16 protein-coding genes are annotated in these 17135 nt (G+C 59.7%); 7 read left to right on the top strand and 9 right to left on the bottom strand.

Going from position 1 to position 17135, the window contains the following annotated elements; genetic code table 11:
- Positions 1–24: 24 nt before the first annotated feature.
- The gene (locus EN935_RS00150; protein ID WP_245488791.1) at positions 25–1296 is read right to left on the bottom strand and encodes a phospholipase D-like domain-containing protein; all 1272 of its coding nucleotides are present in this window, start codon (positions 1294–1296) and stop codon (positions 25–27) included.
- Positions 1297–1968: 672 nt separating this feature from the next.
- On the opposite strand from EN935_RS00150, the gene EN935_RS00155 reads away from it, so the two are divergent.
- The 7 genes from EN935_RS00155 to EN935_RS00190 all read left to right on the top strand — a co-directional run bounded on the left by EN935_RS00155 (position 1969) and on the right by EN935_RS00190 (position 8771).
- The gene (locus EN935_RS00155; protein WP_127263687.1) at positions 1969–2277 is read left to right on the top strand and encodes a hypothetical protein; all 309 of its coding nucleotides are present in this window, start codon (positions 1969–1971) and stop codon (positions 2275–2277) included.
- A 249-nt stretch (positions 2278–2526) separates the two neighbouring features.
- Positions 2527–4635 carry a catalase gene (locus tag EN935_RS00160; RefSeq protein WP_127263689.1) on the top strand — a complete coding sequence of 703 codons (2109 nt, stop codon included), beginning with the start codon at positions 2527–2529 and terminating at the stop codon, positions 4633–4635.
- 64 nt (positions 4636–4699) lie between these two features.
- Positions 4700–4870 (top strand): DUF3606 domain-containing protein, encoded by a 171-nt coding sequence (locus EN935_RS00165; RefSeq protein ID WP_127263691.1) that lies wholly within the window; start codon positions 4700–4702, stop codon positions 4868–4870.
- Positions 4871–5514: 644 nt separating this feature from the next.
- Positions 5515–5910, top strand: a complete 396-nt coding sequence (locus EN935_RS00170; RefSeq protein ID WP_126067734.1) for a hypothetical protein — start codon at positions 5515–5517, stop codon at positions 5908–5910.
- The gene (locus tag EN935_RS00175; protein ID WP_127263693.1) at positions 5907–7127 is read left to right on the top strand and encodes an Nramp family divalent metal transporter; all 1221 of its coding nucleotides are present in this window, start codon (positions 5907–5909) and stop codon (positions 7125–7127) included. The genes EN935_RS00170 and EN935_RS00175 overlap by 4 nt, the downstream gene beginning before the upstream one ends.
- Positions 7127–7486, top strand: coding sequence for a hypothetical protein (locus tag EN935_RS00180; RefSeq protein WP_109670993.1), 360 nt, complete (start codon positions 7127–7129; stop codon positions 7484–7486). Before EN935_RS00175 ends, EN935_RS00180 begins: the two co-directional genes overlap by 1 nt.
- Before the next feature lie 439 nt (positions 7487–7925).
- Positions 7926–8771, top strand: a complete 846-nt coding sequence (locus tag EN935_RS00190; protein WP_245468793.1) for a cytochrome c — start codon at positions 7926–7928, stop codon at positions 8769–8771.
- Between the two features lie 42 nt (positions 8772–8813).
- On the opposite strand, the gene EN935_RS00195 is transcribed toward EN935_RS00190, so the two are convergent.
- The 8 genes from EN935_RS00195 to EN935_RS00230 form a co-directional block, all read right to left on the bottom strand.
- The gene (locus EN935_RS00195) at positions 8814–9227 is read right to left on the bottom strand and encodes a c-type cytochrome (protein WP_127263694.1); all 414 of its coding nucleotides are present in this window, start codon (positions 9225–9227) and stop codon (positions 8814–8816) included.
- Positions 9220–10098: a cytochrome c oxidase assembly protein gene (locus tag EN935_RS00200; RefSeq protein WP_127263696.1), complete on the bottom strand. Its 879-nt coding sequence runs from the start codon at positions 10096–10098 to the stop codon at positions 9220–9222. The genes EN935_RS00195 and EN935_RS00200 overlap by 8 nt, the downstream gene beginning before the upstream one ends.
- The gene (locus EN935_RS00205; RefSeq protein ID WP_109670984.1) at positions 10086–10394 is read right to left on the bottom strand and encodes a hypothetical protein; all 309 of its coding nucleotides are present in this window, start codon (positions 10392–10394) and stop codon (positions 10086–10088) included. Before EN935_RS00205 ends, EN935_RS00200 begins: the two co-directional genes overlap by 13 nt.
- Entirely contained in the window at positions 10391–10993 is a 603-nt protein-coding gene (locus tag EN935_RS00210) for a cytochrome c oxidase subunit 3 (protein ID WP_127263698.1), read from the bottom strand. Before EN935_RS00210 ends, EN935_RS00205 begins: the two co-directional genes overlap by 4 nt.
- Positions 10990–12900, bottom strand: a complete 1911-nt coding sequence (gene ctaD, locus EN935_RS00215; protein ID WP_127263700.1) for a cytochrome c oxidase subunit I — start codon at positions 12898–12900, stop codon at positions 10990–10992. Before ctaD ends, EN935_RS00210 begins: the two co-directional genes overlap by 4 nt.
- A complete protein-coding gene (gene coxB / locus EN935_RS00220; protein ID WP_127263713.1) occupies positions 12897–13787 on the bottom strand; it encodes a cytochrome c oxidase subunit II in 891 nt (296 codons plus the stop codon). Before coxB ends, ctaD begins: the two co-directional genes overlap by 4 nt.
- A gap of 92 nt (positions 13788–13879) precedes the next feature.
- Positions 13880–14500, bottom strand: coding sequence for a cytochrome c (locus tag EN935_RS00225; protein WP_127263702.1), 621 nt, complete (start codon positions 14498–14500; stop codon positions 13880–13882).
- 4 nt (positions 14501–14504) lie between these two features.
- Positions 14505–16895 (bottom strand): FdhF/YdeP family oxidoreductase, encoded by a 2391-nt coding sequence (locus EN935_RS00230; protein ID WP_127263704.1) that lies wholly within the window; start codon positions 16893–16895, stop codon positions 14505–14507.
- Between the last annotated feature and the right edge of the window lie 240 nt (positions 16896–17135).

A 17135-nucleotide genomic window follows, 5' to 3' on the forward strand; every position in this document is an offset into this window, starting at 1 on the left:
GTGCGCACCCGCGCAAGCGCCCGGTTAAAGCTGCCACCTCAGCTGGCTGGCAAACCAGTCCGCGACCTTCTCGCGCAACGGACGGGCCTGCCATTCTTCCAGACTGATCTGCCTGGATCGCTGCAGATCCTGGTTGAACAAGTCGATTTGCGTCTTTGCGAAATCCTTGCCGTAAACATTCAGCGTGGCTTCGTCGTTCAGACGTAGGGAGCGTTCGTCCAAATTGGCTGAGCCAAAGCTCGACCAGACATCGTCAACGATCAAGAGTTTGGGATGGTACATGGTGGGCTGAAACTCAAATATCCGAACGCCGGCCTGGAGCAATGAACCCCAGAAGTAGCGCGAGCTCTTTCGAGTCAGCGGCACGTCCGTCAGCGAATTGGGCACGATGACATCAACAGATACGCCGCGTTTCCTAGAGTCCAAGATCTGCTGGAGTGCGACGTCGTCCGGCACGAAGTATGCCATCCCGATGCGCAAATGCTCTTTGGCAGCAGCCATGGCTGTCAACATCATCAGCTCCATGTCCTCCGAGCCATTCGGCTGCGAAGATAGGATCAGCTGCGCATCCAGCTCTCCTGCTGGTTCGGGTTCAGGATAGAACTTTTCACCCTGCAAAGTCTCCCCTGTGGTCTCTAGCCAGTTTTGCGCGAACGCTGCTTGGAAGGCTGACACTGCCGTTCCTTCAATTCGATAGTGCGTGTCGCGCCATTCATCCGGGTTGCGGGCGTTTCCGCGCCAGTTGTCGGCAATGCCGACACCCCCGGTGAATGCGACGTGTCCATCCACGATCAGCAGCTTGCGGTGGGTCCGATTGTTGAACCGGTCAAGCGTATACCAGTGGATGGGTCGATATCGCTCGAACGTGACCCCAGCTCTTGTCATGATCTGGATCAGGTCCTCATCGAACGGAAGGCTGCCGACCCAGTCGACCAGAACGCGGACCTCCACGCCATCTCTCGCTTTGGCCGCCAGGGAAGTCGCGAACTCATAGCCGACAGCACCTGACCAGTAGATGTACGTTTCCATATCGATGGTTGTATGAGCCGCTCTAATCGCCTGCAGCATAGAAGGAAAAATCTCGTCTCCGTTGACCAAAGTTTGCACCGCGTTCGAACCGAACATCTGCCCTTGCGAGAAACTGCCCATGGTCTTGGCAAATTGGGGATCCGAGGAGTCAAAGCGGTGAGGTACGATCGATCGTAAAACGCGCGGCTCGGGGACGAGATTTATGGCTAGCAACGTGAGCAAGCTGGCGATGACAGCAATTGCGCCGTAGATGACCCCCCTGCGCAAACGCCCGGACTCGCGAGTTTTCGCCCTTGCCGGCTGAGCCAGGAGACCGGAAGACCGCACGTCAGTCACCTCTTTGCTTGCGAAATGCCGCGCTACGGGAAATCATTGCTTCAATTGAGGGGAGCATCGTTGCGATGAGTAATTGCCATCTTCAAGAACTTGGAACAGCGATTCAGGTTCCCTGGCATCGCCCTGGATCAGAGAGATCGTGACGCCCCACAATGCCGTCGGACAGAGCGAGCAAAAACCTCGTGTGCAGCAACCTGCTTGCAGCTCCACAGCGGTGGGTTTTTTCGAGACGTTCCTGCTTCGGCACACGCGGGCACGGGCGCTCTCAAGAATTGCGCAAGGGAACTTCGGTCCGACCGGTTTCTTGAGGATCGTTGCTAAATCTCAAGTCCACCAATCATCCACAGGGCGGAGTCTTTGGATGTCGGCACCATGCTTGCGAATCCTACTCCAATCGTACCATGACGGCCGTTAAACCGTTCCCACTGAAAAGCTCGATACCGTCAGGAACCGGGCGAAAGTGTTAGCTCGATCGCACTTGACCTAATTCGAATGTGTGCGTCGGTACCACAATCTCCAAATTGTTTTGAAAGCCACCGGCCTTTTAGGCTGTCAAACGTGGCCCATGCAGCTCAACGCAGGCCGGACCGGACGGAGGTTCAATTGGCCGGCGATAAGTGCAGCCATGATGCTATTCACGACCATCAGGTCGAAAATTTCGCCCGAGAGAACGGCCTAACCCCGGACCTGGTGTGGGACTTGATCCTAAAATACGGCAATGGCCGCAAGGCCGTGATTGAAGCTGCGCAGCGTATGAGAGGTGATAAGTCGAACCATCAGGCAACACGCACCCAACAGACCCCACTAGCCCGGCAAAGCCGCGTTCTTCGCGGAAGTGGGCAAACCGATCATTTGCAACTGGATGAAGCATTCCAAGAGTCCGCCACCAAGGGCAGCGGGCCAAAAGTGTAACCCGTGCGTCCCTTCCCTCTGCCCGCCGCCAACGCAGGCGTATCTGAAGATGGTGCAAATCCGCCGGCCGGACCGCATCGCTTTGATCTGTGACTTGGTGGCTCCCCGGGTTTTCGCGTTCGTCGCACGCACCTGGTCGACTTCCTCCATGCGCCTAGTCGACGAAATTGCTTCTTGGTTCCATGGAACCTGTAGCCCCACCGCAGGTTGCTCAGCAGATCACCGCAGTGCAAACCCAAGGAGGACCGCATGGCGCGTAAAGCAGCTACCAATCCAAATGCCGCGACGATCCACGACCAAACCCTTGTCCGAGGGCAAGGCGGAGAGCTGCACCAACTGGCGGAAGGTAAAACAGACGTTTTGACGACGGCGCAGGGAAGCCCGGTCGCCGACGATCAGAATACCTTGAAAATCGGGGCGCGCGGACCGGCACTCCTCGAGGATTTTCACTTTCGCGAAAAGATCTTCCATTTCGACCACGAGCGCATTCCCGAGCGGGTCGTGCACGCCCGGGGCTACGGCGCCCACGGCTTTTTCGAGACTTACGACTCCCTCGCCAAGTACACCCGTGCCGACATTTTCCAACGTGCTGGTGAAAAGACGCCGGCGTTCGTTCGCTTCTCGACGGTGGCGGGCAGCAAGGGCTCGTTCGACCTGGCTCGCGACGTACGCGGTTTCGCGGTGAAGCTGTATACCAAGGAGGGCAACTGGGACATTGTCGGGAACAATATTCCGGTGTTCTTCATCCAGGATGCCATCAAGTTTCCCGACGTGATCCATGCGGTAAAGCCGGAGCCCGATCGGGAGTTTCCACAGGCCCAGTCAGCGCACGACACCTTTTGGGATTTCATCAGCCTGACGCCTGAATCCATGCACATGATCATGTGGGTGATGTCTGATCGGGCGATTCCGCGGTCGTTCCGTTTCATGCAGGGTTTCGGAGTCCATACCTTCCGGCTGGTCAACGCGGCCGACGAGTCCACATTCGTGAAATTCATCTGGAAGCCCAAGCTCGGCATGCAATCGGTCGTCTGGAATGAGGCGGTCAAGATCAATGGCGCCGATCCGGACTTTCACCGCAGAGATCTCTGGAACGCCATTCAAGCCGGCCAATTCCCGCAATGGGAGCTCTGCCTGCAACTGTTCGACCAGGAATTCGCCGACAGCTTCGATTTCGACATTCTCGACCCCACCAAGATCATCCCCGAAGAGGTCCTGCCGCCGATACCCGTTGGCCGGCTGGTCCTCGACCGCATGCCGGATAACTTTTTCGCCGAGACCGAACAGGTGGCGTTCATGACTCAGAACGTCCCGCCGGGCATCGATTTCAGCAATGACCCGCTCCTGCAGGGCCGCAACTTTTCCTATCTCGACACCCAGCTGAAACGCCTTGGCAGTCCCAATTTCACCCATCTGCCGATCAATGCGCCGAAATGCCCGTTCCATCATTTTCAGCAGGATGGTCATATGGCGATGCGCAATCCAGTCGGACGCGCGAATTACCAACCCAACTCGTTTGGAGTGGGACCGCGCGAATCGTCCGAGCGTGGTTTCCGGTCCTTCGCTGACGGCGAGGCGGGACAAAAGGTAAGGCTGCGCCCAGAGAGCTTCGCTGACCACTACAGCCAGGCCGGCCAGTTCTTCAACAGTCAGACGCCTCCTGAGCAGCGCCACATCGCCCAAGCCCTGACGTTTGAGCTTAGCAAGGTCGAAAGCCCGGCTATCCGGGAGCGTATGATCGCGCACCTATTGAACATCGACGAAGTTTTGGCCTCGACAGTCGCCGACAAGCTCGGAATCACCGATTTGCCGAAGGCGGCGGATGCGGCCGTGGCACCGAGAAGGGATCTGGAGCCGTCGCCGGCCTTGAGCATCATCGAGAATGGCCCTCATAGCTTCGAGGGCCGCAAGGTCGGCGTACTGATCAGCAACGGGGCCGACGCGGCTCTGTTCAAAGCGCTGCAGGCGGCGATCGAAATTGAAGGGGCGACAATGGAGGTCATTGCCCTGAAGGTGGGCGGTGTGCAGGCTGATGACGGCACCAAGATAATTGCGGAGCATATGATCGACGGCGGCCCTTCCGTGCTGTTTGACGCCGTGGCTCTGCTGCTCACCGAAGAAGGTGCGGAATTGCTTGCGCGAGAGGTGGCAGCCCGGGATTTCGTGGCGGATGCCTTTGCCCACTGCAAGTTCATCGGATTTACGCCGGCGGCGGTTCCTCTCCTGGAGAAGGCGGCCGTCGATCCGGCAGCCGATGAAGGCCTCATTCCTTTGACAGATGGGGACGCTGCCGGAACGTACATGGAGGCCTGCCGGAAACTTCGGCTGTGGGCGCGGGAGACCAGCGTCAAGCCATAGGAGAGATTCATCCAGCAGCTGCACGATGAGCTGGAGCGTTCCCTTCGAACGAAAGGAATGAGCAATGACTGACGAACAAGCCAGACGGCCGGTCATAACCTCGCAAGCCGTGCGGGCGTTGGCGCGCGAGTGCGGCGTGACCGAGAGCCAAATCCGTGAGATCGTTTCATTGGTCGGGGTGGACAGGGCGTCGATTATGCGCGAGGCCCGGCTTCTTCGAAAGGGCGAGAATTGAGCCTTCTGGATTTCCGACCAACGAGGGACTGGCGGAGGATGCGGCAATGGCGCAAGCGAATGACACCCGGCGCAAGAAGGTCGCAAGGACCTGTCGCCGAAGCGCCGAGCCTTTCAGGAACGTTGCCTGCTCTACCAACAAGCGTCATGCAAACGGTCCCGCAGACGAATTTGTGAGCGCGGGCGGAACCTTCCGATCGCAGCAGCTTTACTCAGATCAGAAGAAGGGATGCCAACAGGCCGGATTCAAGCTGACCTCGATTGCGAGACCAGCCCGTCGCCAGCGTGGAAAGGAACACGCAATGGAGTTGTTGTTTCTTCACGACTTGGCCTCGCGTCGAAGTGACGGACTGCACCCCGAACTTGTGCGCCTTTTCAGACAACGGGCTGCTCTGTCGGCATCAACCGTTGTCGAGTTGCACCCAAGTGGACCACCCCGTAGCGCGCAGGGCGATCACAATCCTCCTCGGATCATAGATCGGGGGTCGCCCGGTGATGTGATCCGTTTTCCCAGCAGGCCGAAATCCACACTCCGGAATCCCTGATGTTGGCACCTGACACACAGACCGGCTGTATCATGGTTGCGCGGCCATGCAGCGAAGCCTAGTCAAAGACGTTGCCGATCGGCTTTGGCGCTCCTGTCTTTTGTCGACCATGGTCGCTTTGGCCGCCTGTTCTTCTTCCGAACGCGTCGCCCAGCAATCAAAAATCGCGGCGTCGGCTTCGCAGACGGCAGCCATGGTCTTGGACGCTTGGGCCGCCGGGGATGCCCCTTCATTTTATGCATCGGCCACACTGCAATCAACAGCCGAGACGCTTGCCGCCGCCGGTCGGCAGATGCAGTCTGACAATTCACCTCAATCCTCCGAAGCGCGCGGTATCATGACCGTGATCGGCCGGCTGTCGGCGGCGGCAAGGCGGGCCCAGGCCGGGGTGGAGGCGGGCAACCCGCGGCAGGTGAGCCAGGCGCGGCAGGACCTTGGGACGGCCGCGAAGGACCTCGCCGCCCTCAATGCCAGATATGTCGCGCCGAGATCATGAAGAAGCTGCTTGAAATCTCTCTTGGCATCGTTACCAGCGTCGGCGGCTTCCTCGAGGTCGGATCGATGGCCACAGCCGCGCAAGCCGGGGCGACTTTCGGCTTCCAGCTGATCTGGGCGATCCTCCTTGGCACAATCTGCATCATCTTCCTGGTCGAGATGGCTGGCCGGTTCGCTGCCGTCAGCGGCCACACGATCGCCGACGGGATCCGCGAGAGGTTCGGCTTCAATGCCTTCCTGTGGCCGTTGTTGGCCACCTTGCTGGTCAATTTCATGGTGATGTCGGCAGAGATCGGCGGCGTTTCCATCGCGGCCGAACTTGCGACAGGGATAGGCTTTCAATGGTGGGCCCTCCCGGTGGCGTTTCTGGCGTGGCTGTTTCTATGGAATGGCACCTTCGGTTTTATCGAGAAGGGGGTGGCGATCCTCGGTCTCGTCACGCTTTGCTTCGTGGTCGGCGCGGTGATGGTTGAGCCGGATTGGCGACAGGTGGCTGCAGGCGCGGTGCCCAGCCTGCCGGGGCATGACGCGGCAAGCTACTGGTTTATGGCCGTCAGCATTCTGGGGGCATCGATATCGCCCTACCTTTTCATGTTTTATTCCTCGGGCGCTGTCGAGGACCACTGGGACAAGACCTATCTCGGCACCAATCGCGCCATTGCGGGTCTTGGCATGAGTTTCGGCGGCACCATCTCGCTCGGCGTGTTGATCGTCGCCGCACTTGTGCTCGGCGCGCACGGCATTAATCAGGTCAATGACTATCACCAACTGCCCCTGATGCTGATCCCGATATTCGGTTTCTGGGGCTTTGTTCTGCTTGTCGCTTCGCTTGCTATAGCCTGCTTCGGCGCGACCCTAGAAATCGGCCTTCAGCAGGCATATCTCGTCGCACAGGGCTTTGGATGGACGTGGGGCGAGGATTTGAAACCCCGCAATGATCCCGCCTTCTGCGGTGTCTATACGCTATCATTGCTGCTGACGGCCATCCCGATCGCACTCGGCCTCGACCCGCTGAGGCTTACAATCTTCTCCATGGCCGTGACGGCCGCCAGCCTGCCTCTGACGGTGGTCCCGTTCCTCATTCTGCTCAACGATGAGCGCTATGTCGGTGAGCACGGCAATGGCATGATTTCGAACGCCGCGGTGATCCTTATCGTCGCGCTTGGCTTCGTCCTTGCCGTGGTGAGCATTCCCTTGCAGATACTGGGAGGTTCGTGATGGATTTGCTGCGCGATCTCCTGGACAAGCAGGTGCTTGACCGCAAGCAGGTCAAGATCGGCAAGGTGGACGGATTGGTGGCCGAGTTGAGGCAAGGCAAGCCGCCAAGGGTCGTCGCGGTCGAGCTCGGCTCGATCACGCTGGCGCGGCGTCTTGGTTCGCGGCCGGGACGCTTGATGGCATGGCTTGCGGCAAGGTTTGGAGGCGAACGTCATGCCGAACCGCACCGGATAGCGTGGAACAAGGTGCGCAATATCGGCGTCGACGTCGAGGTTGACGTTGACGTGCGCCGGACAGGGATCTTCGATTGGCAAGACTGGCTGCGCGACCGCGTCATAGGCCGCATTCCGGGAGCCTGACATGGACACAGTCAATCTTGAACATCTTGCCGGACGACGGGTGCTCTCGCTACGCGGCAAAAGCGTCGGTCACATTGAAGAGATACGAGCAGAACAGGACGGTGACGATATGGTTGTCACCGAATTCCACGTCGGCATTTTCGCTGCTTTCGAGCGCCTCTCCGCCTTGGCGCTCGGCACCGCGGTTCTCGATTTCTTTCACCTGCGCCACCGCGACTGCCTGTACCGCATTCCCTGGGACAAGATCGATATCTCGGATCCAGTCAGACCGCGGTTGCGATGCACCCTTGAGCAGCTTTCTCAGATGAAGGGTGGATTTGAAAGCAAGCGCGGAGCGAAATCGTCCAAGGGCCTGGGGATCGCCAGGTGGAGCACCGTGTTGAGATTTGCTCTTGCGGTTTTCCTGTGTGCGGGCGCCGTTTGCGCGGTCTTGTGGTACATGACAGCGGCGAGGCCCCCGTTTGGGGAACAGGATCGGCAATTTGAAGGCCCGGGCAATGTCGCGCACGGCAAGCTCGTCTTCGCTGCAGGCGATTGTGCTTCCTGTCACGCAACACCGGGACAGCCCGACCGCCTGAGGCTTGGCGGCGGCATGGCGATCGCTTCACCATTCGGGACCTTTCGGCCCCCCAACATTTCCCCCGATGCGGTGGATGGTATCGGCGGATGGACTGTCACTGACCTGGCGAACGCCTTGATCGGCGGCGTGTCGCCCAAGCGTGATCATTACTATCCCGCTTTTCCCTACACGAGCTTTACCAGCATAAAGCCCGACGACGTGAAGGATCTTTACGCGTATCTCAAGACACTTCCGAAGGTGTCTGGCCGTGTACCGCCGCCCGATCCTGCACTGCTGTTCAGCATCCGACGGTCTGTCGGGATTTGGAAACTGCTGTTTTTTCGGCAACGATCAACCGCAGCCCGCTTCGATGGAGATCCTGTGCATGATCGTGGCGCTTACCTCGTCGAGACCATTTCACACTGCGCCGAGTGCCATTCGACCCGCAACGCCTTTGGCGCCATCAAACCCGGCACTCGTTTTGCCGGTGGCATCGATCCCCAAGGCACGGGATTTGTGCCGAATATTACCCAGGACAGGCTGCGCGGATGGACCGAGAATGACATCGCCAGGATGCTCAAAACGGGAGAGACGCCCAACCACGGTCGTGTCGGATCGTCGATGTCCGATGTGGTGACAAATACGGCAATGCTGCCTGACAGTGATCGCCAGGCGATTGCGCGCTACGTCAAAGGTCTGCCACCCATAGCCACCCCGCGCCCTTGAAGCGATGTTTCGCCCGGGATTGCGAAAGCCAATATCAGGAATCTACTGGGCGTACAGATACGCGGCAAGGTCTTTGGCTTCCTCTCGCGAAATGCCGGTCGCCGGCATCGCCGTCTGTGGGGAAAAACTCCGGGGCGAAACAATCCATGTGACAAGGTTGTCGGAATTGTTTTCCAGCACGCCCGCTATGTACACACGCTTTGACAACCCGGCCAGCGGCGCACCGGTCTGGCCGTCAGCTCCCGGTATGCCGGGAATGGCGTGGCAACCGGAGCAGCCGTACCGGCGGAAAATTGCTGGAGCCCGACCGGGATCGCCGCCGGTGATCGTTTTGGCCACCGCTGCTTGGGTGTGGTTGTCGCCCGCGACGTTGGCCGCGACGAAGGCGGCTGATGCCGCAGCGAGGACAATACCAATTACGGCAAGGCCAATGGCGGGCGCGAGCGGCTCAGGCATTTTGCGCCCTTCCTTCACTCGCGCCGTGGATCCAGAGCGCCAGCATCGTCATCGCCGCCGCCGCATAGATCGTGCCGGCAGGCACCCACATGATGATCCCGGCCATCTGCTGGTCTTCCAGCGGCGTCAACCCCCAGCCCATAGCGGTCTGGGTCTGAGCCACGTAGAGCACGCGTGGAGCCAGCGCCATCAAAGCACCCAGAACGCTGCTGTGGATCATGGTCGCGAACAGATGCCAGGCTGAGGTGCCATAACCGCTTCGCCAAACAATTGCCCACCAGAACAATATCGCTGTCGCAAAGAAGCTGAGATGCTGGAGGCGATGCAGAGCCGTGTTGGTCACGGCCGCGTCAAACAACGCCGGCGCGTGCCAGGCCCAGATGGCCAAGCCATGAATGATGGTTGCATTGGTGGCGCTCGTACACCTTTTCCATGGCCCGCCTATCATGGGCGAACGCATCAGCGACCCCGCGATGCGCCGGGATTTCCCCGGTAGCGCCCAGAGCAGGATGCCAGCCGGGCGCGCCAGCACGATCAGGGGCGCCGACACAACCATGACGATCTCGTGCTCGATCATATGAAAGGTAAAAAGGTGCTCGCCTAGCCAGTGAAGCGGCGAGAGCAGCGCGCAACCCAATGTCAGCATGCCACAGCAGTACAGCAAGGCGCGGAAGAGCATGCTGCCTGGCCTTCTGCTTCGCGATGCCAGCCTTATGACGCCTACGCCATAGAGGGCAACAAGGATGGCAAAGGGTGCTACGATCCACGGATCAAAGGTCCAGGGATAGCCCGCAGGATGTGCATCTTCGCCGTGTGCCATCGCCGGGGCAGCTATCAAAAACGAGGTCAGTGTGCAGATCAGCGTTGGCATGGGTCCAGCAGCACCGTGGCCGCCCCCTGCAATGACAGCGCAAAAACAAACGCCAGCGCGACCAGAAAGCCCGCATCGGCAATGAACCGTTCGGACTTGGCCGTTCCCGTTGAAAGCAGTCGTGATATTACGACGCCAGCAACCGAAACGAGGAGCAGGATGCCGCAAGAGACGGCTGTCCACTGGCCATTCCGTTGGCAATCGATGTAGGGCGCGATCTGACCGAACTGGGTGCTGAGCGCCCAGGCGAGGAGCGGCAGGATGAGGGCTGTGTATCGAAGCCAAATGTTCGTCATAGCCTTGGAACCCAATAGAGGCAGGCATACATCGGCAACCACGTCGCCACCACAAAGTTCCAGTACATCGTGTTGTCGCTGACATCTCCGTACCGCCGCGCGTTGTCGCCGTGCCGTGAAAACATCAGGCAAGTCAGCACCAACGTCTCGACCAGATCGGTCAGAATATGCGTCGTGTGCAGGCCGAGCATGACCCACACGATCGAGCCGTAGGCGTTTTGGTCCCACTTGATATGCATTGCCGGAAACTCGAAGACCCGCAGGATCAGCGGCGCCATGCCGAGCAGGGACATGAGGACGAGGCCGATACGGACCTTCAGCAAATCTTGGCTACGTGCCCAGCGGGCGAGGAAAATGTTGGGAACAAGGCTTGCTATCAAGAGAGCTGTCAGGATCGTCCCGGCGAGCAGATCAGGCGGTGCGGCATCCAGAGGCCAATGTGGTGCCAAGCTCATGAGATAGAGGTAGACAACGATCGAAAGCGCAAAGCCCGTACCTTCAATGAGCATGAAGGCAAGCGTTCCCCACCAGGACACGCTCGCGGTGCCAAGGCCGTGAGAGGGAAGGTCTGTCAGGTCGAGCGTGGCGCTATCTTTCATGACTCATCCTCCGGCACGCCCTTTGGCCAGAACCAGCCGATGAGTGCGATCGCCACTGGTATCGAACCCCAGACAACTGCCCACGGCGTGAATATCGACCAGATCAGCGTCGCGGTGGTGGCAAGCGCTGCCCATAGCGGCCAGATCGAATCTCCGGCCGACGATTCTCGCGCTTCCGGAATCGCTTCGACCACACTGCTGACCAACAGTTCTCGACGGTCGACGCGCAGGCCCGTCGCAACGGGAAGGGCAGTTGATTGGTCTGACAAGGCTTCAAGGCTGCCGATCACCGGCAGGCGGGCGAAATTGTACGGTGGCGGCGGCGACGAGGTCGCCCATTCAAGTGTCGAGGCCCCCCACGGGTTGGACGACGCGGCGGCGCCTGACCTGGCACTGCGTATCACGTCGATGAAAAACAGCAGGAAACCGAGGGCGAGGATGCTCGCGCTGAGGCTGATGAACAGGTTCAGCGCCGACCATGGCATCTCGGGCTGGTATGTGTAGACGCGACGCGGCATGCCGCGCAGACCGAGAATATGCATGGGGAAAAAAGTCAGGTTGAAGCCGGCAAAGATGAGGCCGAACACCCAACGGCCGACTGTCTCGCTCATCATCCGTCCCGTGAGCTTAGGGAACCAGTAGTAGATCGCGCCGAGCAAAGGAAAAACCGCGCCGCCGACAAGGACATAGTGGAAGTGAGCGACGACGAAATAGGTGTCGTGGACTTGTGTGTCGAACGGCACGGACGCCACCATAACGCCGGTCAGGCCGCCAATGACGAACGTGACCATGAAGCCGATGACGAACAGGAACGGCGTCTTGAAGATCGGCTTGCCTGCCCACATCGTCGCCAGCCAGCAGAATATCTGCAGTCCTGCCGGAACCGCGATCGCCATGCTCGAGGCCGTGAAGAAGCTCTCTCCAAGCCGGGGAAGGCCTGCGACGAACATATGATGGACCCAAAGTCCAAACGCCAGAACGCCCGTAGCGATCAGGGCCATCACCATGGCCAGATAGCCAAACACGGGGCGCCGCGTGAACGTCGCGACGATCGTCGACACCATCCCCACCGCTGGTAGAAAGATGATGTAAACCTCGGGGTGTCCGAAGAACCAGAACAAATGCTGCCACAGCAGCACATCGCCGCCTTCAGCGGGATTGAACAGATGCGTTTCGACCAGCCGGTCGAGTATAAGGGACGTGCTGGCGATCATGATCGCCGGCATTGCCAGGATGACGAGAAACGACGTGACCAGCATCGACCATACGAACAATGGGATCCGATCGAGTGACATCCCCGGTGCGCGTTGCTTGAAGACGGTCACGACGATCTCGACGGCGACGGCGAGCGCCGAAACCTCTGTGAAGGTGATCATCTGCGCCCAGACGTCGGCTCGCTTTCCCGCCGCATATTGAGGCCCCGACAGCGGGACGTAGGCGAACCAACCGATATCCGGTCCGGTGTCGACCACGAAGGCGATCCACAACAGCAAACCGCCGGCGAGATACATCCAGTAGGAGAACGCATTGAGGCGCGGGAAAGCGATGTTTCGCGTTCCCACCATCAAGGGCACGAGGTAGACGGCCATCGCCTGCATGACAGGCACGGCAAAAAGGAACATCATGTTTGTGCCGTGCACGGTAAAAATCTGGTTGTAACGATCGGGCCCGATGAAGCGGGCTTCGGGTTGCGCCAGTTGCAGCCGCATCAGCAGGGCCAGCAACCCGCCCAGTGCCAGGAAGACAAAGGCCGTGCTGATGTAGCGCCGGCCGATGATTTTATGGTCGACCGACGACAGCGCGCCCCAGAGGCCCGGCGGTGTCGACCAGACCGACGCAAGGCGCTGATCGAGTTCACCATCGTTGAACCCGGTGTCTCGCGGGTCGGTGCTATCTCTGCCCGTCATTTCAGGCTCTCCATATAGGCGGAGATATTCTGGAGCTCGGCGCTGGTCAGCGCGACCATAGGCATGTTGTTTCCGGGCTTGAGCGTCTGAGGATCGGCAATCCAGGCGGCGAGCGAACCGCGCGTGGTTTCCGCCAGTCCGGCGGCGATCGTCAGCCGGCTGCCAATATGGGTAAGATCCGGTCCGGTCGTGCCATTGGCGGCAGTGCCGCGGATCGTGTGGCAGGCAGCACAGGGCTTTGCCAGGAAGGCCGCTCGTCCTGCGGCCGCATCCGGATCGGCCGGCATCGTCGCATCACCACGCTGCGACGCCGCCCAGCGGTCATAGTCCGCCGGCGCCTCGGCGACGACCATGATCGCCATGTGGCTGTGCTGCAGGCCGCAGAATTCGGCGCATTGTCCCCGGTAGACGCCCGGCTTCTCGGCTCGTAGCAGCATACTGTTGGAGCGACCTGGAACAAGATCCTGCTTTCCCGCAAGGCTGGGCACCCAGAACGAATGAATGACATCGGCGCTTTCAAGCCGCAGATGAACATCTGTCCCGATGGGAATGTGAATTTCATTGGCAGTCTGAAAGCCGGGCGTTGCGTCGGCACCGGCATAAAAGACCTGCCACCACCATTGTTGTCCGCGCACAGTGATTGTCATTGCGTCGCTTTTCGGGACGCCGATGTCCCGGGTGGTATAGAAACTTGCGATCGTCAGGCCAGCTATGATGACTACCGTGGCCGCGACAGCGGCAACCACCGTCATTGCCAGCCATGCCTCGGACTTCGCGGTATCGGCCGCGGCGCGGGGACCCCGTAGAAGCGCGACGCCAAGCATGACCATCACCACGACCCAGATCACCGTGCAAATGGCGACTATGCCGATGATCAGGTGCTCCATATGAATCGCGGGAGCGCCGTGCGGATCAAGTGCTGACTGATTGCCGCTGCAGCCCGACGCGACGGCACTGATCAGAAGGGCGCTGGCCACCCTCAAGGCGACGGTCCTTGGTCTGGATGCGCGCCGACTGGTCCCTCGTCAAACAGGATTATCGCCGGGCCGCGATTCTCGGCCGGCCGGGCGTGTTCGTTGTCATTGCGACTGGGCGCGGCGATCTTCGGCGTATAGGAACCGATTGTCTGGACATATCCTGCGAGCTGCCAGATCTGCTCGATTGTCATCCGGCTGCGAAATGCAGGCATGCCATGCGGGCGGCCATCGCGGATGGACGCGACGATGGAAACCATCTCCGGGCCATAGAGCCACCAGCCGTCGAGGAAGCTGGGCCCGGTCCCGCCGCGACCATCACCATGACATGTCACGCAACCGAACCAGGTGTAGAGACGCTTGCCCTGGCTCAGATTGTAAGCGTCTGTCTCATACGGCTTGCCCAGTGCAAAATAACTCTCGGGCGGTGTTCCGCTGATGCCATTGGGCATGCGACGGAACTGGTCGAGGTCGGCAACAGCCGGCGGATCGAGGCGAAGCTCTCTGGGTTGCCGAAGCCAACCGAGCAGAGCGCCAACGCCAACAAGGAGGAGAAGCGCGCCAGCTACCAACGCCGGCGCGGGATTTGCGATGGTCCTTTCTGTCAAGCGGTTCTGTGCCCCCATGGGGTCAACCATCTGGAGTTGCGTGCGATCGGCTAAGGCGGACTGGCAAAAGCTTGTATGACGGCGTCTTCGACTTCGGGTCGTGATGCGCCAATGGAAAGAGCGGATTGGTTTCGGGAAAATATGCCCCGCAGCAGCCCTTCGCGATGTTGTAGGAAACGATCCTCAGGCCAGTCACCTTGCGGACGAAATTGTCGTCGATGGCCGTAGTCACATCAACAATTTCGCCATCTGCGAAGCCTAGCCGGACAATGTCTTCCCCGTTCATGAACACAATCCGGCGCGTGCCTTCAACGCCGCGAAAACGGTCGCTGTAGCCGTAGATCGTGGTGTTGAACTGATCGTTCGATCGCAGCGTCGCAAGGTGCAGAACGTCGGTTCTGCCCGAGGTGGAAAATTCGGGAAAGAGCTTGCCTGGCGTAATGAAATTCGCTTTCCCGCTTTGCGTCACCCATTTTCGCTCGCGTGCCGGCAACGGCCTGGCGAACCCGCCAGGCTTGAAAAGCCGCTTGTTGAAATCCTTGAAGGTTTCCGGGTACGTCCGTTCTATGGCGTCGCGGATTTCCGCATAGTTGCCGACCCAGGCATCCCATGGAACCCTGGTCTTCCCAAGCGTCGCCTTGGCTATGCCGGCGACGATCGCCGGTTCCGACAGAAGGGTTGCACTTGCGGGTTTTGTTTTTCCGCGAGAACCATGGAAGTGGGCAATGGAGCTTTCTATCGATACGGCCTGTGGGCCAGTCGCCTGCTCGTCGATCTCTATACGGCCGAGGCAGGGCAGCAGATAGGCGATTTCGCCATGCAAGACATGGCTGCGGTTGAGCTTTGTCGCGATCTGCACGTTCAGACGCAGCTTGCGCCATCCCGCTTCCATAGCGGTGGTCTCTGGCACCGCCTTCAGGAAGTTACCACCAAGGCTGATAAAGGCCCGGGATTGGCCGTTGATGATTGCATCGCAGGTCTCGACCGTCGAGCGGCCGGTCCAACGGGGCGGTTCAAATCCATAAAGCTCGGACAATTTGTCCAGCGGCGCCAGCCCCGGCTTTTCCGTGATCCCGACAGTGCGCTGTCCCTGAACGTTGGAATGGCCGCGGACGGCGCAGATATTCGCTCCCGGCTTCCCGATATTGCCGCGCAACAGCGCGAGGTTGCAAACCATATGGACGTTCTGGACGCCCATGAGGTGTTGCGTCAGACCCATGCCGTAGACCATCAGCACGGCATCGGATTTGGCGTAGATGGCCGCCGCCTTCATCATCTGATCGCGGCTGAGTCCGGAGACCCGCTCCAGCTCATCCCACTGGTGAGCTCGTGCAGCTAAAGCAAACTCCTCGTATCCGGCGGTATGCTCCTTGATGAAATCATGGTCGAGCACATGCTTTTTGTCGGCCGAGGCAATCGAGGCCGCGAATGCGACCATTGCCGCATTATCGGGATCTTTCGGCTTGCCGTCCTCTCCCGCTACGCGGCTGGTGCCCGATGCCTTGAGGGCGTCGTCGGCTTCGATGAGCGCCTTGCAGACACCGAACAGGGCGGCGATATCGCCGCCATTTTTGACCTGATAATATTCCGTCGAGATCTTTGTCTCTGTGCCGGTCAGCATCTGAACCGGCGACTGCGGATTGACGAAACGCTCCAGCCCCCGTTCGTGAAGCAAGTTGAAGGTGACGATCTTCACGCCGCGGTCGACCGCGTCCTGGAGGTCGTGTAGCAGGCGCGGGGAAGACGTTCCTACGTTTTGGGCGATGTAGAAAATACAGTCGGTGTTTTCGAAGTCCGACAAAATAGCTGTACCGACAGAGGCGCCGATACTTTCCGGAAGTGCCACTGACGAGCTTTCGTGGCACATGTTGGAACTGTCGGGTAAATTGTTGCTGCCGTACATGCGGGCAAACAACTGGTACATGTAGCTCGCCTCAAGGGATGCACGGCCCGAGGTGTAAAGGTCGACCTGACGAGGATCGAGCGCGCCCAGCTCCCTGCCGATCTCATCGAAAGCTTCCGCCCACCCCACCGGAACATACTTGTCGCTAATCGCATCCCAGCGCACGGGATGGGTTAACCGGCCCTGTTCCTCCAGATCGTGATCTGGCCAGAGCTCCAGCTCGCTTAGCGTGTGCTTTTGGAAGAACGCGGGGTCAGCCCGACGGGAAGTGATTTCCCAAGCCGTCGCCTTTGCCCCGTTTTCGCAGAATTCGAGCGGATGCGGTTGCGCCGGTTTTGCCCAGGCACAACTGACGCACATATATCCTTCAGGCTTATTCTGGACCGAAAGCAGCTTTGGCGCCTTCAGAGGGACGTGCTCTCTTGCGATGATCGCGGCCACGGATTTCGCTGAGCCCCAGCCGCCGACCGGTCCGCTGTACGGTTTGATGGTGGCCGGCCTGGTTTTCATCTGGTCTCACCCTATCGACGCGATGCCTGCCGACGTATTGCACTATCCAGGTCACGGATCAGTCTGTCGCCGGTACATAGCAACTTGGAATCTGGCGCGCGGTTCCACGAAGGTTCGTGGCTTCGTTCGAGGTCGCTTCTCGGCAGTCGGCCCGACCAAATCCGACCTGTGGCCGATGTGCAGGGGAAGGGCATAGCGCGCCGCTCGTTCAAGACGATCTAGAGGTGCGAGCGTCGCACC

It is taken from the genome of Mesorhizobium sp. M7D.F.Ca.US.004.03.1.1, assembly GCF_003998635.1.
Lineage (GTDB): Bacteria > Pseudomonadota > Alphaproteobacteria > Rhizobiales > Rhizobiaceae > Mesorhizobium > Mesorhizobium loti.

Bases quoted from the DNA above. Each gene is read 5' to 3' on its own strand.
- EN935_RS00160 (WP_127263689.1), top strand. From the start codon at position 2,527: ATGGCGCGTAAAGCAGCTACCAATCCAAATGCCGCGACGATCCACGAC.
- EN935_RS00165 (WP_127263691.1), top strand. From the start codon at position 4,700: ATGACTGACGAACAAGCCAGACGGCCGGTCATAACCTCGCAAGCCGTG.
- EN935_RS00175 (WP_127263693.1), top strand. From the start codon at position 5,907: ATGAAGAAGCTGCTTGAAATCTCTCTTGGCATCGTTACCAGCGTCGGC.
- EN935_RS00180 (WP_109670993.1), top strand. From the start codon at position 7,127: ATGGATTTGCTGCGCGATCTCCTGGACAAGCAGGTGCTTGACCGCAAG.
- EN935_RS00190 (WP_245468793.1), top strand. From the start codon at position 7,926: ATGACAGCGGCGAGGCCCCCGTTTGGGGAACAGGATCGGCAATTTGAA.
- EN935_RS00195 (WP_127263694.1), bottom strand. From the start codon at position 9,227: ATGCCTGAGCCGCTCGCGCCCGCCATTGGCCTTGCCGTAATTGGTATT.
- EN935_RS00200 (WP_127263696.1), bottom strand. From the start codon at position 10,098: ATGCCAACGCTGATCTGCACACTGACCTCGTTTTTGATAGCTGCCCCG.
- EN935_RS00205 (WP_109670984.1), bottom strand. From the start codon at position 10,394: ATGACGAACATTTGGCTTCGATACACAGCCCTCATCCTGCCGCTCCTC.
- EN935_RS00210 (WP_127263698.1), bottom strand. From the start codon at position 10,993: ATGAAAGATAGCGCCACGCTCGACCTGACAGACCTTCCCTCTCACGGC.
- ctaD (WP_127263700.1), bottom strand. From the start codon at position 12,900: ATGACGGGCAGAGATAGCACCGACCCGCGAGACACCGGGTTCAACGAT.
- coxB (WP_127263713.1), bottom strand. From the start codon at position 13,787: ATGGAGCACCTGATCATCGGCATAGTCGCCATTTGCACGGTGATCTGG.
- EN935_RS00225 (WP_127263702.1), bottom strand. From the start codon at position 14,500: ATGGGGGCACAGAACCGCTTGACAGAAAGGACCATCGCAAATCCCGCG.
- EN935_RS00230 (WP_127263704.1), bottom strand. From the start codon at position 16,895: ATGAAAACCAGGCCGGCCACCATCAAACCGTACAGCGGACCGGTCGGC.